This is a genomic window from Porphyromonas levii DSM 23370, from assembly GCF_000379925.1.
In the GTDB taxonomy this organism is placed as follows: domain Bacteria; phylum Bacteroidota; class Bacteroidia; order Bacteroidales; family Porphyromonadaceae; genus Porphyromonas_A; species Porphyromonas_A levii.
On sequence record NZ_KB904257.1, the window covers coordinates 1 to 23,219 of the forward strand.

Sequence of the window (23,219 nt, forward strand, 5' to 3'; positions counted from 1 at the left end):
CCAGCACCCAGTGAGTGCAACTGTGGCGATAGCCATCAAGCATGTTGCGATAATCTTTTTCATGTCTCTCTATCTTAAAGTGTGATACTAACTTATACACGTCAAAGATAGCAATTATTCCTCGTTTGCAGTATCTTTGTGCCATGATAAACTACAAACGAAAAATAGAAGACCTCGCTGAAGATTGTCAGTCTTATACAAGAGGTATGCTCTCCCTCCATGCTTATGCCGAGGTAGAGAGCTTGTACAATCCAAACTTTTTTCGTTGGCTATTCGACGACCATTCGTTGCCACCATTCGTCCTGCCTCACGATCTAGTGCCCGAGTACCGGTACTTTCTTTCTTTGCTTGTCGATAGATATTGTGTGTATATCACGAGGTAGTATAATTTTTTATCTATCTTTGTGTTGTGATGATTAGGCGTGTGTCACAATTGGGGAGCGGAATAACGCCATCTGCAGATAATTTTAGCCGGGAGCAACTAGCAATTAGTTGTCCCCGGCTTTTCTTATTTCCTTTCTCTCTAATAGATGCGCGCAACAATTTCGAGAGCCGTTTCGTTTTGTTTCTACTATCAGTTTTCCCTCGACTCGATAGCCGTTTCGTTTTTGCTTTCATGGCCGTTTCGTTTTTTCGGATATACATAACCATCACGACTACAAGCAAGATTACCCCCTATCAATACTCCTCTGCAGAGCATCAGTTGCCGCTCAGTAGAGGAGTATTTGTCGTCTATTACACTACTCATTGCGGAATTGGCTTCCGTAATAATTTGGGCAGTTGTTTTTTTTTGTGTACCTTTGCCCCACGTTTTAAGAAATATAGAAGTTTTTAAAGGATAGAGTAATGAAGAGGACATATCAACCTTCGGTAAGGAAAAAGGTAAATAAGCATGGCTTCCGCGCTCGTATGGCTACTGCCAATGGTAGACGTGTACTTGCAGCTCGCCGTGCTAGGGGACGCAAAAGGCTTACTGTCTCTGCTTAAGAGATAGCCTAGGGGGATTATCTAAAAATAGGGCATACATCAACAGATGTGTGCCCTATTTTTGTATTTGGATAGTTCACTAGGTACGGGCTACTGTGCACTAAGGCATAGCCCTCTTGAACCGCAACTAGGGGGCAGGACAAGCCCTACCGCCCTAGTGTACGCTTTAGCATCGCTTTGAGTTCTGGTGTGAAGAAGGCAACGGTGATCCCAATAAACAGAAGCAGCAATGCCCCTCTCACCGCAAGCGTAACCCAGAGATTGGGAAGCTCTATCGCCATGCCTACCACATAAAAGATAGCTCCGATGACGAGGTGTAATATATTCTTGCCTGTGTCGTAAGGTATCGGGAAGAGCTTCTGACCTAAGAAATAGGAAAGTAGAAGCATCACCGCATTACACGCAAAGGCACTCCAAGCAGCAGCAATAATGCCATAGCGAGGGATGCCCCATAGGATAATAGCAATAGTAGTTACCAGTCCGATAATCGAGAAGGTCGCTCCATAGTGTGTGCGGTCGCTTATCTTGTACCACACAGAAAGGTTATAATAAATACCGAAGAGTATTTCGCTCGCCATCACCACAGGCACTACCACGAGCCCACTATAGTAATCGGGCGACACGATGTGCTTAAACAAGTCAATACCGTACATAACCCCGAGGAAGATGAGTAGCCCGAAGAAGATAAAGTAGTTCATGGCAACCCTGTACGCATCATACCCATCCTTAGCTTTCATCTTGGAGAAGACAAAAGGGTCGTAGGCAAATCGGAACGCCTGGATAAACATCACCATCACCACTGCTATCTTGAGGTTACCTCCGTAGATACCGAGCTGCGTCATGCCCTCCACGCGATCGGGATAGAGCGAAGGTATCAATATCTGTCCAGCCATCTTATTGAATATCCCTGCTAATCCCAAGAGTACCAAAGGCAGAGAGTAAGAGAGGAGCGGGCGAACAAGCGACTTATCAAACCCTCTTCGTGCATCCTTCAACACGGGCAACATAGCTAGGCACTCAATCCCAGACGCTAGTAGGTTAGAGATAAAGATATACCCCACACCTAGATTAACCTGATAAAGCCATGCGGGTAGCGCTACACCTTGGGACAACAACCATGGGCAGAGCACGAAGAAGAAGAGATTAAAGAGGATGTTGAGCGTGATAAAGAGAAACTTATAGAAAGCAAACCTTAACGGCCTACGCTGATACCTTATGTATGCGAAGGGAACAGACATAAGGGCGTCTAGCATCAGGATAACGACAAACATAGTGATATACTCGGGGTGATCCGCATATCCCAGCCCCGCAGCTATATTGCCACCAAAGGCAATACCGACCAAACCAAAGACAGCAACCGCTATGCCCACCAGCTTAGTCGTAGTGGCAAAAACCCGCTTTGGCTCATCGCTCGTATTGATAAAGCGGAATAGCCCCGTCTCCATCCCAAGTGTAAGTACCACGAGTACGACACTCACCCACGCATATAGGTTAGTTACAATACCGTATTCTGCGCTATCAGCCAGCACCCTTATATAGAAAGGTGCTAGCAACCAGTTGAGGAACTTACTGACAATATTGGTAGCACCGTAGATTACAGTGTCCTTTGCCAACCCCCGCATGCCTGATGCCATATATCTCTTACTCTATATCGTCGAAGAAACCTTTCGGACTCCGTGGGCGCAACTCCTTACCCAGATGTTCATAGGCTAGGCGAGTCACCTCACGCCCTCTAGGAGTTCGCTTCATAAATCCTTCTTTGATGAGGAATGGTTCATATACATCCTCCACAGTCCCTGGGTCTTCCCCTATCGCCGTAGCAATAGTCCCAATCCCCACGGGACCACCATCAAACTTATCTATAATTACATTCAGTATCTTGTGGTCTATCTGATCCAGACCGTGCCTATCGATATTGAGTGCCTCCAGTGCATAAGTCGCAATATCGTGCTGTATACGCCCTGTCCCTTTCACTTGTGCATAATCGCGCACTCGTCTCAAGAGTGCGTTGGCAATACGAGGCGTGCACCTACTGCGCTGAGCTATCTCTTGTGCCGCTACTTCATCACAAGGCACTCCGAGGATGCTCGCACTCCTCAGCACAATTCCCTTGAGTGTTTCGCTATCGTAGTACTCCAAGTGCATATTGATACCGAACCTAGCCCTCAGTGGTGCCGTAAGTAGCCCACTTCGGGTAGTAGCACCAATAAGGGTAAAGGGGTTCAGATCAATCTGAATACTCCGTGCTCCAGGTCCTTTGTCTATCATGATATCGATGCGGAAATCCTCCATAGCCGAATAGAGGTACTCCTCTACCACAGCAGGCATACGGTGAATTTCATCAATAAAGAGCACATCATTAGGTTCCAAAGACGTAAGTACACCCGCAAGATCACCCGGCTTATCCAGCACCGGACCCGAAGTAACCTTAATATGCACCCCTAGTTCATTGGCAATAATCTGCGAAAGCGTAGTCTTTCCTAACCCTGGAGGTCCATGCAAGAGCACGTGATCCAGCGACTCTCCACGCAGCTTAGCAGCCGCCACAAAGACCTCTAGATTTTCTACTACCGAAGGTTGCCCTTGGAAGTCACCAAAGGAGGCAGGGCGAAGAGCAAAGTCCTTATCCTCCTCTACACGCACCAACTGCTCCGCAGGAGTATTGCCCCGCTCCACACCACGGATATCAAACTCCTCCAGCCCCTCAATAATCCTCTCCTCGTCCTTCATTAGTTCAAATCTTCGTGATTGTACCCCATTTACTTAAATCACTATTAGCCCAAGTTTCTGCGTTTACAACAAATACGTCTTCAATATAATTCTTCTTCCACCTCATAGGCATCTTCTTTGGAAAAGCTTCAGTTCTCAACACTCTTTGAGATTGCATCAATAGCGCAGAATCAAAGTCAAGTAAGCAAATGTAGTAACACCTAGGCGTCAAAGCGTCCTCGCAATATCTGTAGATGTAAGAGTCTCTATGCTTATACTTCAAGTCGTCATAGAAATTCCGCTTTGCCTGTTTGCTTTCTTTGCTCTCTAAGCTATTGGTTGCATTCTTATTGGCTCGCTCTTCTTTAATCTCAATAAACAAGGTCGTTTCATCATTAAGCTCAACCACGACATCTACAGCTTTCATGCAATGACTAAAGCCATGTTCCACCCCATCAAACTTAATAATTTGCTTTTCTTTTGGGAAGTCGAAACGATAACCATCAGTAGTCAGCGTACTCATTTTTCAATATCAAGCCTACTATTTATTTCACGAGCCAAAAGGCTATCAAATGCCTCATCAATAGAATTGGGGGCAACTTCAGAAAAGTCATCAAATGTAGCAGCACTCACGGCTCCACTATCCGAACGATAAAGACTATAAAACTTTGACGTAGAAGAACTAGACTGAGCGAACTCGAGCTCCTTAAGGAATACATAATCATGAGTAGCTACAAATATCTGTACACCCATCTCTGCCAATGCCATCAATATCTCTACCACTGTCTTGGATAGCTTAGGATTGAGGTTCGCCTCGGGTTCATCCCAAAAGAGGATACTTCCCTTGGTTAACGACTCATTTTGTATCAATAGGTACAACAGTCCTAATCGACGATACCCCTCAGCTAGCAGGGTAAATTCTAGTGTCCCTTTACCCAAAGTCCCATCACTAGGCATTGATAGATAAAACTGTTCATCTTTTACTACCACTCTACCTTCTATAGACCTCTGAAGTATCTTCAGAAGTTTATTCTGCTGAGGAGTTTTTCGCCCTCTCGTAGCTGGGAGATAGGCCCGATTTAGAATATCCACATATATCTCCTCCCATTGTAGCTCCCTGTGCTCATATAGGGATTTGAACCCAGGAGCAATAGCCAGCATATCCTTCACGGGGATATACACGGCTGGATTCCTCATATCCTTACGCCAAGTCCCGTCTGTAACGTCACACTTATTCAGAGTAGTTACTTCACAAACTATATTTGACGACCTAGAACCAGCCTGATCTTGCCGAGTAATACTGAAACGTCCCTTATTTCTTCCCACAGATCTTCTCACCAAACGACCAATCGAGTCAGGAAGGAAAACGCTTGATAACTTTTGCTCCAATGTACTTGTCTCTCGAATATCTATAACAGAGCACGCAGAGTACAATACTTTCATTATATGCGTTTTACCCGTAGAGTTTTGCCCTAATAGGACATTAATCCCTGGTGAGAACTCCAGTTTCAAGTCCTCAAAGGCAGTGAAATTTTGGAAACGAACAGATTTTATCATACCCCATAAAGGTTTAACTGTTTACGAAAGTAGTTCGAAGTCGAGCTGCCTACGGTCTAGATCGGTAGCTGCTACACGTACCGTCACCTTATCTCCTAGTGAGAAACGGCGCTTAGTATTGTACCCCACCAAAGAGTAAGTACGTTCGTCCAGCTCGTAAAAGTCATCGTCCAAGTCGCGGATAGGCACCAAGCCCTCACAGCCATTAGCTTCTAGCTCCACAAAGATGCCAAACTCCTTCACACCACTCACCACACCATCAAAGACCTCTCCCAAGTGACCTTGCATGTACTCTACCTCCTTGTACTTAATAGAAGTGCGCTCAGCCTCTGCCGCCTTGCGTTCCTGATCAGAGTCGTACTTACAGATCTCCTCCAGCTCCGCCTTATCCATACTCTTGCCACCTGCCATATAGCGTGTGAGCAACCTATGCACCATCATATCTGGATGCCTACGGATAGGACTTGTAAAGTGCGTATAATACTCAAAGGCTAGCCCATAGTGCCCGATGTTATCGGTCTGGTAAATCGCCTTAGCCATAGTCCGAATCGTCAAGGTCTCTATCAGTTCCGCCTCAGGCTTGCCATGTACCTTCTCCAGAAGGTCATTGAGCGCCTTGGCTATCATCTCTGGGGTTCCCGTTGTCCTTAGCTTATAGCCAAGTCTACCCACAAACTCAGCAAGGTCGGCGAGCTTCTCCGCATCAGGGGTGTCATGCACACGGTAGACAAAACTAGGTGCATTATCGCCCCTCATGGTAGCGACATGCTCTGCCACCGTCCTATTTGCGAGCAACATAAACTCCTCTATCAGCTTATTCGCCTCTAGTGGCTCTTTTACATAAACCTCTATCGGCTTGCCCTTCTCATCTAGTCTGAAAGCCAATTCAGAGCGCTCAAAAGCAATCGCACCCAGCGTCATTCTCTGTGCGCGCAGCTGCTTTGCCAAGCCATTGAGGGTTAGGATAACCGAACTCATATCACCTCGTGCGCCCTCTATCATTGCCTGCGCCTCCTCGTATGCCAAGCGTGCGTCGCTATGAATCACCGTACGTGTAATCTTATAGTCCAGTATATGCGCCTTGTCATCTAGCGTAAAGATGACCGAGTACGCAGGGCGATCCACATTAGGTCTCAGTGAACAGAGGTCATTGCACAATCGTTCGGGCAGCATGGGCACCGTCCTATCCACGAGGTAGACACTCGTAGCCCTACTTGCCGCTTCACGGTCTATCACATCATCGGGTAAGACATAGGCAGTGACATCTGCAATATGCACACCGACCTCCCACCTGTCTTGTCCTAGCGACCTGAGCGATAGCGCATCGTCGAAGTCCTTTGCAGTCTCAGGGTCTATCGTAAGTGTTGGCACATTGCGATAATCGAGCCTATTGTACTCTTCCTTGTACGCCATCTTTTCATCCAGTTGGTTGGCATAAAGCTCCACCTCCTCGGGATAACTGATTGGCAAACCATACTCCGCTAGTATCGCATGCATCTCCGTATCATTATCCCCCGGCATACCGATTACCAATAGCACCTCTCCGAGTGGGTTCTTAGCCCGTTCTGGCCATTCTAGCACACGCACCACCACCTTTTCGCCATCCTTTGCGCCATTGAGCTTATCCATCGGCACAAAAATATCATTGGCGAGCTTGTTGCTCTCGGTAAGTAGGAAAGCTACATTATTCTTGATCGAGAGGACACCAACAAAATTGGCCTCAGCTCGCTCTAGCACCTCCACAATCTCCCCTTCGGGAAGTTGACCACGCCGTGTAGCTAGGCGGTTCATCACCACCCTATCCCCATCCATCGCATTTCCGGTATTGCGCTCAGCAATGCGAATAGGTTCGCCACCGCCATCAGGGTAAAACATATTGTGTCCCTTGCCTGCCTTTCGGCGCAGTACGCCCTCCATCTTCTGCTTAGGGGGCAGATAACGGTACCTATTGGGCATAGTATCGGGCACCAGTACCCTCTCCCTTGCCAGTTGCTCAATGGCTTCACGCACCATCTCTATAGCGAGATCGCCCTCGGCACCCACGCCAAGCGCCACCTGCTTGTAGTCCGCAGCCTCACCCTTAGTGTTTCTAAAATATTGCAGCACCAGACCTCTCACCTGAGCCACACCACGCTTGCTGCCAGCCTGTGCGGTCTCCCTCCTATCATGCTTGCGACCTCTTGGAGCTACTTTACTAGATCTCCGTCCGCGCTTAGCCTCTACTTTCTTTCTCTTACTCATAATCTATAATACCTCCCACCACAAAGATACAAAAAGTTTACCCGTATCGGTCAATAACAATAGACAGTTGTCGGCAGTCGTCACTTTAATGCCAAATAGTCCTCTCCTACCCCGTAAAAACGCCAAATAGTTCAGCCACGAACCTTCTATGTAAAGCCCATGAACCGTCTATAGTATCGGCAAGACCATTTAATATATACTAATTGATCCATTTGATGTATATTAATTGACCCAATTAGTATATATTAAATGGTCATGGGATATACCGAGGGCGGTCAACGGGTAGCGGTGAAAGGTTTTTCGCCCCTACTATCTCTGTCTTTTCCTGAATTAATTGACCTTTTGCGGGGCTATTTACCTGCCTACTTGACCTTATCCACCTAAGGTTTCACGGGTCTATTGACTCCCATTTACTTATTTACTTGACTAAGTGCACTAAGTGGTTGACTTTTCCAGTACAGCACACAAAATGGGGGATGCGCAAGAGTAGCGGGAAAATTGGTAGATTTGCTTCTAGTTTATGTGGGGAGCCGTTTGGAGAGCATGGAGAATAATGATACGAGGGAGAGAATCTATTGGCGACCTTATTTCACAAGGTACGTGCTACCACTTGCTGTAGTGGTGGCACTTTTGTCGGCATGGGTATCGGACGAGGCTCCTATAGTGAGAGAGCCCTACCCGATGAGTGCCATGGAGCACCGTTCGACCTTTAGATACCAAGGGAGCTTCAATAGAGACTTCAATGACCTCAATGATATACAGCTGACTGCTGCGCTCAATAAGGGTGTGGCACCAGCGCGAACACGCCAAGAGATGGAGCGCCGTAAGGGTATGGTACATATCTGTACCAACCCCAATTATGTAGTAGAAGATCTCACGCACTCGGTACCCTATGTGGTGGAGGATATGGCAGACTTATTGGATGAGATAGGTCTGGCTTTTATTGGCGAACTAGCTAAGGACACACTCCCTCTATACCGCCCTATCATCACGAGTGTTACTCGCACTGAAGAGGATGTAAAGAAGCTCCGACGAGGCAATGGCAATGCGTCAGAAAATAGTACCCACCAGTATGGAACTACTGTGGATATCTCTTGGAGGCGGTTCGACAAAGTAGACCACCTAGACCCACGTTCGCTATCCGATGAGGAGCTCAAGCACCTATTGGCGATTGTGCTCCGAAGATTTCATGACGACGGTCGGGTGTATATCAAACACGAGCGGCGGCAGGCCTGCTTCCACATGACGGTTAGATGAGTAGGAGAAAGCACCATACGCTAGAGCTATTTGGGAATACCGATATGAGCACGTTGCGCCTTTCAGACCTTGAGGAGCGGCTATCCAAGTCTACCGGTTCCGAAAGAGAGCTATCTACCTTCCTCTCCACCTTACTTGATAGCATCCGTCTCGAGCCTATCGTGGTGCGCTTTACCAAGGAGAGCTTCACCGTCCCTAAGCTCGTTATCTTCGACCTAGACAGCACCCTCGTGCAGTCGGAGTTTATGGCACGGATTGGCGCTGCCGAAGAGCATAACCCTGATCGCAAGAACAAGCTTCTCACACTCACGCAAGAAGCACTCAAGGGTGCAGGAGACTGGGCGCACAACTTCACAGAACGGGTAAGGCTCCTCAAAGGGATGGATAAGGAGCTACTCCAAAGCTATTACAAGACAATTCCACTCTCCGAGGGGGCGCAACAGCTCATGGCTATGCTTCGGTATCATGAGATACCTACAGCTATTGTATCTGGAGCGTGGCTAGAGTACGTGCAATACATTGCCGATTACCTACAGATAGACGAGCGGTTCGGTTCGGAGTGGGAGCTATCGGAGGGTTACCTTACTGGTCATATCGTGGGACAACCTATTGGACCACAAACTAAGGTGAGTATCATGAAAGAATTGGCAGCGAAATATGGTATCACTACCGACGAAGTCATCGTCATAGCAGATGGGCACAACGACCTCCCCATGATGATAGAGGCGGGGTGTACCTTTATGATTTCGACTTCGCAGGAGCCTTCGCCATCATTTCTACCCATACAGAGCTCACTCGAAAATGATTTATCAACTACCTAATCTATAAGGAATTATGAGATACGGATATGTAAAGGTGGCAGCGGCTGTGCCATTTGTAAAAGTAGCGGATTGCTTCTACAACGTAGAACGACATGTGGCAATGGTACGCCGTGCTGAGGAGCAGAAAGTAGAGATGCTCACCTTCCCAGAGCTCTCTATCACGGGATATACCTGCGGAGACTTATTCTTGCAGCCTTTTCTACTAGAGCAGGCAGAGGAAGCAATCTGCCAACTAGCGGAGCAGACCAAAGACCTGAAGATGCTCATCATCGTGGGTATGCCACTACGCGCCGAGGAGAAACTATATAATGCCGCGGTAGCTATACAGGAGGGTAAGATCCTAGGTGCAATCCCTAAAACCTACCTACCCAACTATAGGGAATTTCAGGAGAAACGATGGTTCAATAGCTCTCTAGACCTCTCCTACTCTACCGTAATGATTGGTGACCACGAGGTAGAGTTTGGGCACGATATTATCTTCAAGTGCGGTAATGTGGGTGTTGGCGTGGAGATATGTGAGGATATGTGGACCCCTGTAACCCCAGGTACGCGACTCGCCCTCAATGGAGCACACCTTATCTTTAACCTCTCGGCAAGTAACGAGAATGCTGGAAAGAATAGATACATCAAGTCGCTCGTCACCTCGCTCTCGAGCCAAGCGATTACGGGATACATATACTGTTCGTGCGGCTTTGGCGAGAGCTCTACCGACCTCGTATACACCGGCAAGGCATTCATCGCAGAGAATGGGGAGATGGTTGCCGAAATGGAGCGCTTCAAGCTAGAGGAGAAGCTCCTCGTGAGCGATATCGATGTGGAGCGTATCCGCACAGAGCGTCTCATCAATAGCTCATTCCGCACGGCAGCATCTGTATACGCAGGTGAGAAACTCAAGGTAGTACCTTTTGAGCTCAAGGATGCCGACCGCAGCTATGAGATGAGTCGCCCAGTGGAGCGCAACCCTTTCATGCCTTCTACAACTAACCTCCCAGAGCGCTGCGAAGAGATGTGCCAAATACAGATGGTAGGACTAGCGCAGCGCCTCAACCACTTGGGCAGGAGCAAGATTGTCATCGGCGTCAGTGGTGGGCTAGATAGTACGCTGGCACTGATTGTGGCTGTGCGAACGATGGATATGCTTGGGCGGGATCGGAAGGAAGTAATCGGGGTAACCATGCCAGGGCTAGGAACGAGCAAACGGACGTATGAGAATAGCAAGCGCATGATGGAACTATTTGGGATTACTGCCCGTGATATCTCCATCAGCGAGGCTGCCATAGAGCACCTAAAGGCTATTGGGCACGATACCACTACCCAAGATGTCACTTACGAAAATGCACAAGCTCGCGAACGCACTCAGATACTGATGGATATCGCCAATATGGAGGGGGGCTTTGTGCTCGGTACTGGCGACCTTAGCGAACTAGCTCTCGGCTGGTGTACCTACAATGGCGACCACTCGAGCATGTACAGTATCAACGGTTCGATTCCAAAGACTTCGGTAAGAATGATGGTACACCACATAGGTAAGAGCAATGCTTTTGGCGAGGAGCTCTCTAGGACGCTACTCGATGTAGTAGATACTCCAGTGAGCCCTGAACTTACTGGCGGGGAACTAAAACAAAAGACAGAGGATATCATAGGACCATACGAAGTACATGACTTCTACCTCTATCACATGCTGCAGAACGCATACTCGCCCAATAAGATATTCTACCTCGCTCGCAAAGCTTTCAATGGGGTATACACCAAAGAGCAACTCAAGCAGTGGATGCTGATATTTGCCCGCCGCTTCTTTACGCAGCAATACAAGCGCAACTTCCTACCCGATGGACCTAAGGTAGGGGTAGTATCGCTCTCGCCTCGCGGCACTTGGCGTATGCCTAGCGATGCTTCGTCCCAGATGTGGATAGAGACTATAGAGAAATTTTAAGGCTCACGAACATAAGAGAATAGGCTACATAGCTCACGGATGAGCTGTGTAGCCTATTTGCGATTTAGGGAAAATGAGTACATTTGTAACGGCTACCCCTATTGGTAGTAATGCTATTATGAAATTGGTATGTAGAAACACCCCTTCGAGCACTTGCCTCATCCCTCTTATCTTACTTCTTGCACTTATGCTTCCGAGCTGCAAATCGTTTGAGGCGTACTACAATAGGGACAGCAACATCCATCAACGTATCAATTCGCTGGAGCTCGGTATGACGAAGCAAAACGTATTGAACTTCATTCAATATCAGCCCGACTTTATCAATAGGGAGGCGTACTCAGATGGACTGCGCGAGATATTCGTATACAGAGGCTCTTATAGCCGACTTGGCTGGATGGAGGAAGCTACACCCATGGTATACCGCTTAGTCTTCGAGAATAATACGCTGGTGGTGATAGACTCTGATAAAGACTTCGAACAAATTCGCATCAATGATAGGCGCCGCTTTGAGCAAGAGCGCAAAGAAGCGGAGGAGAAACGAACTGCCGCTCTCATAGAAGCTCAGAAAAAGAGCAAGGAGAAGGAGAAGTAACGAAGAGACTTTTTCGCCAGTGCCCTACTCTATTCGGATATTACTCAGGTGTGCTGGCGAAGCTAGCGGTGCTTGCTGTAGCTTGGTGATACGTAGGTGGTTGTCTGATACGGATAAGCGTTGCTCATGAGCAGTGTATGCTCGGGGCGCTACCTGAAGGTAGGCATCGCGGTTCCAACGGTTGTATACCTTAATCAGTAGCTCATTATCTCCACGCCTTAGTGGAAGACAGAGGCTTAGCTTGCCATTACCCGCTTCCCTATGTATGCCACCATCAATATAGGTGCCATTGAGGTAGACGAGTACGCCATCCGAGTAGGTAATATCGAACATCGCCAACTGTGCTTCGGGAGCCTGTAAGTGCTGGCGATAAAGCTTGCCTTGGCTAAATCCTAGCTCTAGAGATACACCCTCTTGTAGGTGATCCAGCGAGGGGCTCCACTCGGGTTGCTCAGAAATAGTCGCCATGCGCCCTCTTTGTTTGGCTTCCTCTAGAGTGCCCCACTCGTAGTTTCCTATAGGCACATAAGTGGTCTTCTGAGGTGCGAGATGCAGTACCTTTCCATTGACCAGCAAGGTACGCCCTACTTCGGTATCGGTATAGCTCAGTGTGATAGTCTTTCGCTTGCCAATTGCCCACTCATAGCCTACGATGCTACGGAAGCTTGCATAATAATCGGCAGAGGAATGGGCAAAGAGCGGATTGGCTTGGAGGGTCGTAAGGGGGCCCGATAGAGGCTTCTCCCTTGGTGCCTTCCAAGGCTGAGCATAGACATCGTAGTAGGTATTATGAGCTACGAGCGTACTTCCAGCGGGCTTGGCTCCACCTTTTAGCACAAAGGAATAGCGTGTCTTCCAGTCCGCAGAGATAGTGGCAAGGGCATCTCCCTCCGCTGCTGGGTGGGTATTGTAGAGCATAGAGCTGATGGGCTCTATCTCCGCACCGATACGTTTGATAACTTCGGACTCAAAGGGGACTATGGTGCCATCGCCCATAGGACCGATATTGAGTAGATACTTACCGCCATAGGCTACCACCTTGATGAGCGAGGCGAGCTTTTCTTTCACCTTATCCTCAACCTCGCCACGCTCTTGCCAAGAGCGATAGCCCCAAGTTTCGTCGAACATAGAGGCGGCAGTCTGCCAGGGCATCGCCATGAGGTAATCGGGGTATTCGTTATCCGCCATTACACAGAAGTCGGCATAGTCATTGCCCAGACGCCCACTGACCATACAATGGGGCTGCAGCTCGTGTACCAAGGCATAGAGCTCAGCACTCTGCTCATTGGTGAGGCTCCCCATATCGAACCACAGTTCGTCTACCCTACCATACTTGGTGAGCAGCTCTCGTACCTGCGCTTTATTGTACTCGTGGTGCGGAGGTGTAGCAGCATCAGCATTGTGCGAACTGAAAGGCATGGCATAGGGGTAGTGCCAATCTATCAAAGAGAAGTAGATACCAAAGCCTATACCCTCGCGATGACACGCTTCGGCAAGCTCGCCAAGTAGGTCACGCCCTGCAGGGGTATTCATCACATTGTAATCGGTTGTCTTGGTATCGAAGAGGCAGAAGCCATCGTGGTGTTTGCTGGTCATCACCACGCTACGCATACCACCGGCTTTAGCTAGTGCCACTATCTTATCTGCATCGAAGTGCTCAGCGGTGAACTCCCGTGTATACGCCTCGTACCAGTCACTAAATCCTATTCCAAAGGTCAGTATCTGCTCGGAATACCCCCGCTCTACAGGCTTGCCGTCGAAGACCCCTGCGGGGATAGAGTAAAGCCCGTAGTGAACAAACATAGAGTACTTATCGGCATACCAATTGCTCTGAGCGATTGCAGTAGTGCTGGCGATTAATATAATGAGGGATAGAAGGAGTTGTTTCATGTGTGGACTAGTAGTTCTTGATACAATAGCGACTGCCTGGGAGCGAACGGATAAGTCCATCTAACTCGAGGTCGAATAGCCGACCCGAGATAGTGGGGACGTCTTCTCCCAATCGGAGGGATAGATCCTCTAGGGTCAGTTCGCCCGAGGTACGTAGTTCGTGAATAATTGGATCCTGGTCTGGTTGCTCCTCTGCAAAGGGGAGCATAGGCTGTTGGGGCAAATCAGGAAGGAGATTAATCTCGCGTAAGATCTGCTCCGGACTTGTGATAATAGAGGCTTTCTGTCTTTCTATTAAGCGATTACAGCCTGCCGATGCTGGGTCGAACACTCTGCCAGGAGCAGCGAAGAGAGAGCGACCATAGTCAAAAGCGATATTGGCAGTGATAAGCGAACCGCCCCGCTCTGCACTTTCTATCACTAGGGTAGCATGACTAAGCCCGGCTACAATCCTATTGCGCTGCACAAACCTCTGTGGAAGTGCCCGAGTATCATAGGGGTATTCGGTGACTATCCCTCCGCCCTGCGCCATCATTGTCTCGGCTAATCTCCGATGGCTGGAGGGGTAAAGGGTGTAGTGCCCATGCGCTACCACGCCCACGCTCTTCAGCCCATGCGCTAGGGCAGTCTGGTGCGCCAGCTTATCTACTCCGTAGGCTAAGCCACTCACGATGGTAATATCGGGGCGATGAGTGGCTATCCCTTGCATGAGGTATTGGAGCAGATCTTGGGCATAGACAGTATTCTTTCGGGTACCTACTATACTAATCATGGGTGTGTTCGGCACCTGCCCCCGAACATAAAGCACGAGAGGAGCGTCGAAGCAATGGTCAAGATAGGCTGGGTAGTTGGGCGACCCAGTGAAGAGCATCTGTATATTCACCCCATGACTTGCCAATTGATTGAGCTTGGCGAGCTCTTCTTCTGCCTTTCGCGTCCCCTCTCCCGACAAGAGTAGTCGCGCTAGCTTGGGTCGGACATTGGGCACAGACGCAAGTTCGGCAGCCGTAGCGGAGACCACTGCAGCTGCCGAACCCATCTCCTCTATCAGAGCCCTCGCCGTTACAGGACCAATACCATCAGTAAGGCTCAGTACAAGTAACGCCCACTCCTCGGGCGAGAGCTGATAGAAGTCTGCCATATTTCTAGTATTCTAGACCTTGTAACAACTGGTCGAAATACTCGCCTCGGGTGAGTCTACCATTATGCACCAACACAGAGAAGATGTGTCCTGCAGCGCAGACCTTTTGGTCGGACATACGGATAACATCCTGATCGAATACCAGCTTAGCACCGTCGCGGTGGATATTGAGCCCTACCCAAAACCGGTCTCCACTCTTGAGGGACACCTTATAGTCTATCTCCACACGAGAGATAAAAGCGTCATAACCGGCATCGTGCATACGTCCGAAGTTATCGCCCAAGCTCTCCAGGAACTCGTGGCGGGCATGCTCCATATAATGCTGATAGTTCGCATTATTCACTACTCCCTGTAAGTCGCACTCGTAATCACGCACCTTCATCTCGACGAGATAGAGGTACTCTTTCTTTGGTAGATTGTTCATTGGAATTTACTTTTGTTGTTCTTTACGTATCTCATTACATAGAGGGCATCGCCTGGTCGTACCTTCTCAGGTATCTTCACGCTAAAGCGAAGCCCCTTTTCATCTATCTTTTCAAGGGCTTTATCCTCAACCCGCATATCGTTGGCGGTGAAGAAAACAGCGCCGGTAGTAGGACCAGCTACCAATAGTTCCTCTCCCTCTGCGATGTATCCGCCCTCTAGTTCAAACTCTGCTACGCCAATCTGGCTAAAGTACTTTACCACCTTACCCACGTGAGTCTTGACTTGAGTTGCCGACGAACCGTACTTATGGGTCCACTCCCCTAGTCTCTGTCCAAGATAATAGCCATTCCAGAAGCCGCGATTAAAGACCTTGGCTAGGCGTTCGTCCCAGTTGGCAATCTTCTCGTCGGTATAGGCATCTTCCAGATGAGCGAGTATCGCTTCATTGTAGCACTCGCATACCGTCCGCACGTACTCAGGACCTCTTGCCCTTCCCTCTATCTTAAACACACGCACACCAGCGTCCATCATCTTATTCATGAAGTGAATGGTCTTGAGGTCCTTGGGCGACATGATGTACTCATTCTCTATCTCCAGTTCGGTGTCGCTGCTATTATCCTTAACGGTATAGCTACGGCGGCAGATCTGATTGCAGGCACCACGATTGGCGCTGCTATTCATCTCGTGCAGACTGAGGTAGCACTTACCACTCACTGCCATACAGAGCGCCCCATGGGCGAACATCTCTATCCTGATGAGTTCACCCCTTGGACCTCTGATGTCTTGCTCTAGTATCGCACGGTGGATCTCATCTACCTGATCCAGATTAAGCTCTCTAGCGAGTACCACAACGTCTGCGAAGCGGGCATAGAACCTAAGTGCCTCTACGTTGGTGATATTAAGCTGAACCGATAGATGCACTTCCACACCGCGCTCATGGGCATAGCTCATAGCAGCAACATCGCTTGCGATGATTGCCGAGACGCCTGCCTCTTTGGCTGAGTCTACAATCTGATGCAGTAGCGCCATATCACCATCATAGATAATGGTATTGACCGTAAGATAGCTCTTGATACCATGCTCGTCGCAGATCTTCACTATCTGCCGCATGTCCTCAGTATCAAACGTCTTGGCACTACGGGCTCTCATATTGAGCCCTTCTATACCAAAATACACTGCATTGGCACCCCCTTGGATAGCTGCATGGAGTGACTCCCAGCTGCCCACAGGCGCCATGATCTCAAAATCCTTACGACTCAGTCCTTCTTGCTTCATTATAGGATATTAGTTTCCTTGGTAAACTTAATGATTTCGTCGATATAGCCAAATGCTAGACCAGTAACGCTATCGGCGGCACCATAATACACGGCTATCCTTCCGGTCTCAGGGTCGTGCACGGAGGCACATGGGAAGGTCACATTAGGCACATCGCCCATACACTCATACTCGGTAAGTGGACTAATAAGATACTCACCGCTGCGGGCAATCATCTTCCAAGGCTCATCCTTATCTAGCAATGCACTACCAAAGGCATAGACATAGCCATTGCAGCTACGCAACACACCGTGATAGATCAAAAGCCATCCCTCACTCGTCTCGATAGGGATAGGACCGGCACCTACCTTGAGGCACTGCCAAGCACTTAGCTCAAACGCTGCTGGCGCCATTACATGCCTATGCCTACCCCAGTACTCAAGGTCGGGGCTCTCGCTATAGAAGATATCGCCAAAAGCGGTGTGACCGTTATCGCTTGGGCGAGAGAGCATAGCGAAGTTGCCGTTGATCTTACGTGGGAAGAGCACACCATTCCTATTAAATGGGAGGAAAGCATTCTCCACCTGATGGAAGGTCTCGAAGTCCTCAGTCCAAGCCACACCAATAGTAGGACCGTGGTAGCCATTGCACCAAGTCACATAATACTTACCATCCATCTCTACTACACGAGGGTCATAGCCGTAGACCCATTCGCCAACCTCAGGGATATCGCAAGTAAATTCTATCTTCTCTGGTCTGATATCCCAATGGATACCGTCTTTACTAAAGCCTACATGCAGGCGCATGCGGCGATTCTTATCATCCACACGGAATACACCCGCGAAACCATCCTTGAATGGTACTACTGCGCTATTAAAGATACTATTACTATGTGGCGTTGCGTACCTCCCAATCACAGGATTCTTACTATAGCGCCACAACACATCTTTTGAACCCTCTGGGCGATCCTCCCAAGGCATATTGGGCATTGGTTGCCCTACAATCTCTATACTCATAACCTCGTATTTATTATTAACCTAAATCTTACACTATCTTTCTGCCCTCATCATCATAGCTGAAGGGCACTATGTAGGCCGAAATCAACCCTGGTATTGCCACAAGAAGGGCGATAAGGAAGAAGTACTTATACCCTACCGCATCGCTAATAGCACCACTCATCAAGCCAGGGATAACCACGCTAAGATTCATCAGACTGGTGCCAATAGCATAGTGCGCCATCTGATGCTCTCCTGGTGCTACCTGTTGCATCATGAAGAGGTTGAGCCCCACAAAACCAAAGCCATATCCGAAGTACTCCAACGTAATACCGCTCGCTGCCCACCAGATATTATCTGGCTGGAAGTAAGCGAGTAGGAAGTACACCACAAAGGGGATATTGAAGATAAGCGCCAACTTAAATAGCACCTTCTTCAGACCATAATGACTAATATAATAGCCACTCAGTATGCTACCGAGAATAAAAGCGGCCGTTCCTGCTGTCCCATATATTAGTCCGAATTGCTCATTGGACATAGCCAAACCTCCCGCTGCAGTATCTGCCTTCAAGAAGAGAGGAGCCACCTTCATCGCCAATCCTTCAGTAAACCGATACAGCAAGATAAATATCAAGTAGTACCAGATATACTTCTTGGTCAGGAATGAAGCGAAGATCTTCAGGAAGCTTTCTATGGCACTGCCAACGGTCTGCCTATGCTCCCTTCCCTCATTCCGTTTGAAGCTACCCGGGAGTAATACAATGTGATACAGGGCAACCAATAGCATGATCACAGCCGCTAGCATAAAGACAATCCGCCACGACTGCAGCACCCCATAGCTTGCCGAGAGTGTTCCCACAAGCCATACCAAGCCACCTCGGGCAAATATCTTAGCAATATTATAGGCGGCTCCTTGCCACCCTATGTACTCGCTTTGTTGCTTGAGGTCGAGGTGCTGCATGTAAGTGCCGTCACCAGCTATATCGTGAATAGACCCACTTACTGCCATAATAGCCATTAGGGCAATAGTCACTACAAAGAAGTTACTCAACCCAAGCCCAGCAAAGATAAGCCCAAGCATCACTGCCGAGACGACCTCTGTCAGCACTACATACTGCTTCTTGGTGCCCACTAGTTCCATCAGTGGACTAAATAAAGGCTTCAGACTCCAAGGTAAGATAAGGAGCGAAGCCCAAAAAGTAATCTGAGCATCCGAAATACCCAGATCCTTAAACATCAAAAGCGATACATCCGACAGCATCACCATCGGCAGTCCCATAGCGAAGTACACCGTCGGAACCCAGAGTGCGGGGCTCTTTCCCCGCTCAATCCTCGTACTATCCATCCTACTATCTTTCTCTTATACCCACAAATTTAGGCATTTTCACTCACATAGAGAAAAAGGCGCCAAGCATCTCTCAGCAGATTATGCCTCGATCTCCTTGACGTCCTCGCCTATCTCTAACCTTTCTAGAGTGCGTACACCTTACTCCTTCACCTCCTCGTAGTCGACATATTCACCGCCATCGAGGTCTATCGAAGCATCCTTGATGCGCTCCACGCTAGACTGCTCTGGTTCTGTCTGCTTACGTACCCGCTCCCTACGCTCTTGCTCCTCTTCCGCTTGCCGCTGAGCTTCTTTGTATTGTTCACGCATCCTATAGATACCGAGAAGCGACCTCCGGTAGACAAAAGCAAAATAAAGAAGTAGTAAGAGCGGTAATAGCAGTATAAATAGTATAAATGATCCCATACGTTACAACTCCGTAGGCTCTTGCCCACTCTGCTCTATCCAACTGAGATTATTGATATTGACGCCGATACTCATCGCCTTGCTTAGCAACTTAGTCTGCACATCCACAGGAATATCTGGTGTGCGCGAGAGAATCCAACATATATCCGTGCGCCTACCTACGATAAGCGCATACTCATAGTCTCCCTCAATAGCCACGACATTGTAGCCAGAGAAAAAAGGACCAAAGAAGCTCACCTCCATAGCGGCAGTATCGCTCTCTCCGACAAATCGAAGCGCTCCACGAGCTTGTTCCCACTTCTCCTTTTGTACATTATAACCCGTATTAAGTACACTCACCACCCCCTCATCACTCAACTGATAGTCTGCCGCAGTATTGATAAGATTGCGCTCAAAGCGAACATCCATACGGGCAATCTCATACCACTTGCCGAGAAACCTCTCTAGCTCAAACGGAGTCAATGGCTCCACTCCCTTGGGCACCGAATGGCGCGACCGATACCACAGTGCGCCCACAGCGGCTGCTGTAGTACCTGCTATAGCCACTAGTGCTCCACGAAGTATATTTATCTTCAACTTATTATCTATCATAATCAAAATCTTCTACACTATCCCACATATCAAGACTCCAAAAGTACCCAAAAAAGAATAGACCCCCTCGATATTTGGATATTTTATAAACCACGAACAATAATACGAAAAGGAACAGGCTTGATCACGTACACACGTACGTGACCAAGCCCGAATGCCGAACCGAAGGTCGCCCACAGGCAAAGCAACGCAGTAGTTGTGCCTTTAGACCCCCTCCTTAGCGCTTCTTGATGATACTATTCACCACCCTCGTCGTATTCACCAGCTTACCCATCTCCGTACGCACCTCCACATCCCATACATGCGTACTCTTACCTTGGTGGATTACCCTCCCAATAGCATGGACAACATCGCCAGAGTGAGCCGAACTAATGTGATTACCACTCACCTGCATCCCTACCTGTATTTCATTCTCCCTAAGTAAAAGAATAGAGCCGTACCCCGCTACCGTCTCTGCAAGCGCAAGTGAAGCACCACCATGCAGTATTCCCATAGGTTGCTGTGTCCGCTTATCCACTGGCATAGTGCACTCCACGTAGCCTGGTTCTAGCTTGATACACTTGATACCAAGTGCACTCATCAGAGTATGCCCCTCCATCATCCTATTGAGGTCCTCTACATTGATTTCCTCGGCATGAGTCTGATCGGGATTAAGGACAAACTTATTGAGCAAATGGAAGATACCACCCTCGTTATTGCTTGTGGTAACATAGTCGGCCGACCGCTTCACCGCCTCCGTTGCATTGGCCATAGCCACACCCAGACCCGCAAGCTGTATCATGCTAAGGTCATTGTAGCTATCGCCTACAGCTATCAGTTCACTACGTTCCAACCCCAGCTCCTTGAGCAAGAAAGCGAGCGAAGATCCCTTATCCACGCCACTCGGCACAGCATCCAGGAAGTGCTCATTAGTAAGGAAGAAGTTGAGCGTTTCTCCATAGTGCGCTTCCATACGTTCCTTGAGCTGATAGAGGCGACTCGACTCTCCGACCACAGCGACCTTAAGAGAGTCATGAGTGAGTGCCTCTAGGAGATGCTCCACCCGCTGGATAGGCATCCCACCATTGACCCTCTTCTCCTCCTGCACATACTCATTATCAGGTTGCTCAGATATAATGGTCTGATTGAGGTACGAAAACATAGCCAAGTCGGGCTCCGCTTTTACGGCCTCATAAAGATATGCAAGTTGTTCCTTAGGGAGTGCTCTACGTGCCAATATCTTGCCATCCTCACACGAGGTAATCTTCCCGCCATTGTACGACATGATGTAGCCACCGAACTCGTCCAACCTCAGTTCTTTAGCCACCTGTCGGCAACCAAAGGTTGGTCGACCACTAGCCAATACCACCTTTACGCCCAACTGTTGCACCGCCATAATAGCGCCTACCGTACCAGGCAATAGGCGTTTCTGATCGTCTACCAACGTACCATCGAGGTCGAAGGCCATTATCTTATACTTCATCCCCATACGCTACTCCTTCCTTACTTATAATAATTCCACTACAGCGACAGCATCTCCAAGGCCTTCACCATAGCACGGTCTACCGTCTTATCATCCTTGATAGCACGGCTAAATGGCACGAGCACAATCTCGTCATTAACTATACCAACCATCACATTGCGCTGACCATCCAGCAACGCTTCCACAGCGGCAACCCCCATACGGCTTGCTAAAATCCTATCTTGAGCACAAGGGCTCCCACCCCTCTGCATATGCCCCAAAATAGAGACACGCACATCGTACTCCGGATGTCCCTCCTTGATTCGCTCAGCTACGCCAAGCGCCCCACCAGTTGCTTCGCTCTCTGCCACAAGCACAATACTACTATTCTTACTTTTTCGGAAACCATTGGCAATCATCTGAGTAATCTGCTCTTCTGCCTCCTTATATTCAGGAATAATCGCCACCTCAGCACCCGAAGCGATAGCGCCATTGAGCGCCAAGAAACCAGCGTCTCTACCCATCACCTCCACCACAAATAGACGGTCGTGGGACGATGCTGTATCTCTGATTTTATCCACAGCATCCATAATGGTATTGAGGGCAGTAGCATAGCCGATGGTGCTATCGGTACCACTTAAGTCGTTATCGATAGTTCCAGGTATACCGACTATCGGGATGTTGAACTCTGCGGCAAATAACTTCGCTGCCGTAAGTGTGCCGTCACCCCCTATTACCACGAGGGCATCAATCCCATGCTTCCGCATATTTTCATAGGCTTGCACACGACCCTCATGCGTTCTAAACTCATCGCTCCTAGCGGTCTTCAGTACAGTACCACCACGCTGGATGATATTACTGACGTTCTCAGTTTGGAAGTCCTTTATCTCATCACTGATCAACCCCTTATAACCACGGTAAATACCCTTCACCTGTAGCCCTTTGTAGATGGCTGTACGGGTAACGGCACGGACGGCAGCATTCATACCAGGGGCATCACCTCCCGATGTGAGAATACCGATACACCTAACCTGATAACCTCCGCTAATATCGCACATAATTACTGACTTAATGAATTTAATAACCTAAACTATCTCCTCCCTCATTACCATACAAAGATACAAAAAAGCACTCTCCCGTACAATCAGCTCCTCTTTGTCAATAGGTGTAATAACCTACCCACTACGCACTTCTTCGCATGGTAAATTTCAGGATATAGCCGAGGAGATAAATCGCTGATGGCTAGTACTTTCCACAACTCGCGCTAGGATGCAAATTTATTCCTAGGAATAAATTTATTTTTCTGTACAAATAAATATATTTATCTCTAGGAAAAGTTTTATTTATTCCTAGGACCTAGATTCCGCAAAGTATAGATCGGCGCTGTTGGGGGTAGTATTTGGGGGTACTTTGGGGTGCTCTTTGCTGTATTTTGGGAGGTGTTTGGCTGTTTTGGAGATTGGTCTTTGTCTTTTTTATCTATTTATAAGCTACTGAATACCACAATTATTGTAAATGGGTACACTTTGGGACACGAGATTGCCAGCGGGCTATTTGGTTAGCTCGCTACTGAATGTTTCCAATTGTTTGTTTCCCTCTCCTCTCCCTCTCCTTTTTGCTACACCGCTAGT

General features: G+C 48.4%; 20 protein-coding genes and 1 pseudogene. 5 read left to right on the forward strand and 16 right to left on the reverse strand.

What is annotated here, in order from left to right; genetic code table 11:
• Window positions 1-846: 846 nt before the first annotated feature.
• Window positions 847-987 (forward strand): 50S ribosomal protein L34, encoded by a 141-nt coding sequence (gene rpmH / locus A3GG_RS0106185; RefSeq protein ID WP_018358444.1) that lies wholly within the window; start codon window positions 847-849, stop codon window positions 985-987.
• Window positions 988-1,133: 146 nt separating this feature from the next.
• On the opposite strand, the gene A3GG_RS0106190 is transcribed toward rpmH, so the two are convergent.
• The 6 genes and pseudogenes from A3GG_RS0106190 to rnr all read right to left on the reverse strand — a co-directional run bounded on the left by A3GG_RS0106190 (window position 1,134) and on the right by rnr (window position 7,494).
• Window positions 1,134-2,621, reverse strand: a complete 1,488-nt coding sequence (locus A3GG_RS0106190; RefSeq protein ID WP_018358445.1) for an oligosaccharide flippase family protein — start codon at window positions 2,619-2,621, stop codon at window positions 1,134-1,136.
• A gap of 7 nt (window positions 2,622-2,628) precedes the next feature.
• A complete protein-coding gene (gene ruvB, locus A3GG_RS0106195) occupies window positions 2,629-3,717 on the reverse strand; it encodes a Holliday junction branch migration DNA helicase RuvB (RefSeq protein ID WP_018358446.1) in 1,089 nt (362 codons plus the stop codon).
• Window positions 3,718-3,721: 4 nt separating this feature from the next.
• Window positions 3,722-4,219, reverse strand: a complete 498-nt coding sequence (locus A3GG_RS0106200) for a hypothetical protein (RefSeq protein WP_018358447.1) — start codon at window positions 4,217-4,219, stop codon at window positions 3,722-3,724.
• Window positions 4,216-5,022: an AAA family ATPase gene (locus tag A3GG_RS0106205; protein ID WP_345908492.1), complete on the reverse strand. Its 807-nt coding sequence runs from the start codon at window positions 5,020-5,022 to the stop codon at window positions 4,216-4,218. The genes A3GG_RS0106200 and A3GG_RS0106205 overlap by 4 nt, the downstream gene beginning before the upstream one ends.
• Window positions 5,023-5,133: 111 nt before the next feature.
• Window positions 5,134-5,253, reverse strand: a pseudogene (locus tag A3GG_RS14020) (AAA family ATPase); the annotation flags it as partial.
• A gap of 21 nt (window positions 5,254-5,274) precedes the next feature.
• The gene (gene rnr / locus A3GG_RS0106210) at window positions 5,275-7,494 is read right to left on the reverse strand and encodes a ribonuclease R (RefSeq protein ID WP_018358449.1); all 2,220 of its coding nucleotides are present in this window, start codon (window positions 7,492-7,494) and stop codon (window positions 5,275-5,277) included.
• Window positions 7,495-8,037: 543 nt separating this feature from the next.
• Between rnr and A3GG_RS0106215 the strand changes: the two genes are divergently transcribed.
• The 4 genes from A3GG_RS0106215 (at window position 8,038) to A3GG_RS0106230 (ending at window position 12,097) form a co-directional block, all read left to right on the forward strand.
• On the forward strand, window positions 8,038-8,751 hold the full coding sequence (locus A3GG_RS0106215) for a DUF5715 family protein (protein ID WP_018358450.1): 714 nt from the start codon (window positions 8,038-8,040) through the stop codon (window positions 8,749-8,751).
• Window positions 8,748-9,572: an HAD-IB family phosphatase gene (locus A3GG_RS0106220; RefSeq protein WP_018358451.1), complete on the forward strand. Its 825-nt coding sequence runs from the start codon at window positions 8,748-8,750 to the stop codon at window positions 9,570-9,572. Before A3GG_RS0106215 ends, A3GG_RS0106220 begins: the two co-directional genes overlap by 4 nt.
• A 13-nt stretch (window positions 9,573-9,585) precedes the next feature.
• Entirely contained in the window at window positions 9,586-11,505 is a 1,920-nt protein-coding gene (locus A3GG_RS0106225) for an NAD(+) synthase (RefSeq protein WP_018358452.1), read from the forward strand.
• A 73-nt stretch (window positions 11,506-11,578) separates the two neighbouring features.
• Window positions 11,579-12,097, forward strand: coding sequence for a hypothetical protein (locus A3GG_RS0106230; RefSeq protein WP_018358453.1), 519 nt, complete (start codon window positions 11,579-11,581; stop codon window positions 12,095-12,097).
• A gap of 24 nt (window positions 12,098-12,121) precedes the next feature.
• Here the strand turns inward: A3GG_RS0106230 and A3GG_RS0106235 are convergent, their stop codons facing one another.
• The 10 genes from A3GG_RS0106235 to pfkA form a co-directional block, all read right to left on the reverse strand.
• Entirely contained in the window at window positions 12,122-14,047 is a 1,926-nt protein-coding gene (locus tag A3GG_RS0106235) for an alpha-L-fucosidase (RefSeq protein WP_248637661.1), read from the reverse strand.
• Window positions 13,995-15,128: a DNA-processing protein DprA gene (gene dprA, locus A3GG_RS0106240; RefSeq protein WP_018358455.1), complete on the reverse strand. Its 1,134-nt coding sequence runs from the start codon at window positions 15,126-15,128 to the stop codon at window positions 13,995-13,997. The genes A3GG_RS0106235 and dprA overlap by 53 nt, the downstream gene beginning before the upstream one ends.
• A 4-nt stretch (window positions 15,129-15,132) precedes the next feature.
• Window positions 15,133-15,552, reverse strand: a complete 420-nt coding sequence (locus tag A3GG_RS0106245; protein WP_018358456.1) for an acyl-CoA thioesterase — start codon at window positions 15,550-15,552, stop codon at window positions 15,133-15,135.
• Entirely contained in the window at window positions 15,549-16,829 is a 1,281-nt protein-coding gene (locus tag A3GG_RS0106250) for a peptidase U32 family protein (RefSeq protein WP_018358457.1), read from the reverse strand. Before A3GG_RS0106250 ends, A3GG_RS0106245 begins: the two co-directional genes overlap by 4 nt.
• Entirely contained in the window at window positions 16,829-17,824 is a 996-nt protein-coding gene (locus A3GG_RS0106255) for a glycoside hydrolase family 130 protein (protein WP_018358458.1), read from the reverse strand. Before A3GG_RS0106255 ends, A3GG_RS0106250 begins: the two co-directional genes overlap by 1 nt.
• Before the next feature lie 28 nt (window positions 17,825-17,852).
• Complete coding sequence (locus A3GG_RS0106260) at window positions 17,853-19,148, reverse strand: MFS transporter (RefSeq protein WP_018358459.1); 1,296 nt, start codon at window positions 19,146-19,148, stop codon at window positions 17,853-17,855.
• Between the two features lie 141 nt (window positions 19,149-19,289).
• Window positions 19,290-19,556 carry a DUF4834 family protein gene (locus tag A3GG_RS0106265; RefSeq protein ID WP_018358460.1) on the reverse strand — a complete coding sequence of 89 codons (267 nt, stop codon included), beginning with the start codon at window positions 19,554-19,556 and terminating at the stop codon, window positions 19,290-19,292.
• A 3-nt stretch (window positions 19,557-19,559) separates the two neighbouring features.
• On the reverse strand, window positions 19,560-20,147 hold the full coding sequence (locus A3GG_RS0106270; protein ID WP_018358461.1) for a lipocalin family protein: 588 nt from the start codon (window positions 20,145-20,147) through the stop codon (window positions 19,560-19,562).
• A gap of 217 nt (window positions 20,148-20,364) precedes the next feature.
• Complete coding sequence (locus A3GG_RS0106275; RefSeq protein WP_026215679.1) at window positions 20,365-21,609, reverse strand: Cof-type HAD-IIB family hydrolase; 1,245 nt, start codon at window positions 21,607-21,609, stop codon at window positions 20,365-20,367.
• Window positions 21,610-21,647: 38 nt separating this feature from the next.
• On the reverse strand, window positions 21,648-22,646 hold the full coding sequence (gene pfkA / locus A3GG_RS0106280; protein ID WP_018358463.1) for a 6-phosphofructokinase: 999 nt from the start codon (window positions 22,644-22,646) through the stop codon (window positions 21,648-21,650).
• Window positions 22,647-23,219 lie beyond the last annotated feature (573 nt).

Excerpts from the sequence above, each read along its gene's own strand:
- rpmH (WP_018358444.1), top strand. The coding sequence starts at position 847 with ATGAAGAGGACATATCAACCTTCGGTAAGGAAAAAGGTAAATAAGCAT.
- A3GG_RS0106190 (WP_018358445.1), bottom strand. The coding sequence starts at position 2,621 with ATGGCATCAGGCATGCGGGGGTTGGCAAAGGACACTGTAATCTACGGT.
- ruvB (WP_018358446.1), bottom strand. The coding sequence starts at position 3,717 with ATGAAGGACGAGGAGAGGATTATTGAGGGGCTGGAGGAGTTTGATATC.
- A3GG_RS0106200 (WP_018358447.1), bottom strand. The coding sequence starts at position 4,219 with ATGAGTACGCTGACTACTGATGGTTATCGTTTCGACTTCCCAAAAGAA.
- rnr (WP_018358449.1), bottom strand. The coding sequence starts at position 7,494 with ATGAGTAAGAGAAAGAAAGTAGAGGCTAAGCGCGGACGGAGATCTAGT.
- A3GG_RS0106215 (WP_018358450.1), top strand. The coding sequence starts at position 8,038 with ATGGAGAATAATGATACGAGGGAGAGAATCTATTGGCGACCTTATTTC.
- A3GG_RS0106220 (WP_018358451.1), top strand. The coding sequence starts at position 8,748 with ATGAGTAGGAGAAAGCACCATACGCTAGAGCTATTTGGGAATACCGAT.
- A3GG_RS0106225 (WP_018358452.1), top strand. The coding sequence starts at position 9,586 with ATGAGATACGGATATGTAAAGGTGGCAGCGGCTGTGCCATTTGTAAAA.
- A3GG_RS0106230 (WP_018358453.1), top strand. The coding sequence starts at position 11,579 with ATGAGTACATTTGTAACGGCTACCCCTATTGGTAGTAATGCTATTATG.
- A3GG_RS0106235 (WP_248637661.1), bottom strand. The coding sequence starts at position 14,047 with ATGGACTTATCCGTTCGCTCCCAGGCAGTCGCTATTGTATCAAGAACT.
- dprA (WP_018358455.1), bottom strand. The coding sequence starts at position 15,128 with ATGGCAGACTTCTATCAGCTCTCGCCCGAGGAGTGGGCGTTACTTGTA.
- A3GG_RS0106245 (WP_018358456.1), bottom strand. The coding sequence starts at position 15,552 with ATGAACAATCTACCAAAGAAAGAGTACCTCTATCTCGTCGAGATGAAG.
- A3GG_RS0106250 (WP_018358457.1), bottom strand. The coding sequence starts at position 16,829 with ATGAAGCAAGAAGGACTGAGTCGTAAGGATTTTGAGATCATGGCGCCT.
- A3GG_RS0106255 (WP_018358458.1), bottom strand. The coding sequence starts at position 17,824 with ATGAGTATAGAGATTGTAGGGCAACCAATGCCCAATATGCCTTGGGAG.
- A3GG_RS0106260 (WP_018358459.1), bottom strand. The coding sequence starts at position 19,148 with ATGGATAGTACGAGGATTGAGCGGGGAAAGAGCCCCGCACTCTGGGTT.
- A3GG_RS0106265 (WP_018358460.1), bottom strand. The coding sequence starts at position 19,556 with ATGGGATCATTTATACTATTTATACTGCTATTACCGCTCTTACTACTT.
- A3GG_RS0106270 (WP_018358461.1), bottom strand. The coding sequence starts at position 20,147 with ATGATAGATAATAAGTTGAAGATAAATATACTTCGTGGAGCACTAGTG.
- A3GG_RS0106275 (WP_026215679.1), bottom strand. The coding sequence starts at position 21,609 with ATGAAGTATAAGATAATGGCCTTCGACCTCGATGGTACGTTGGTAGAC.
- pfkA (WP_018358463.1), bottom strand. The coding sequence starts at position 22,646 with ATGTGCGATATTAGCGGAGGTTATCAGGTTAGGTGTATCGGTATTCTC.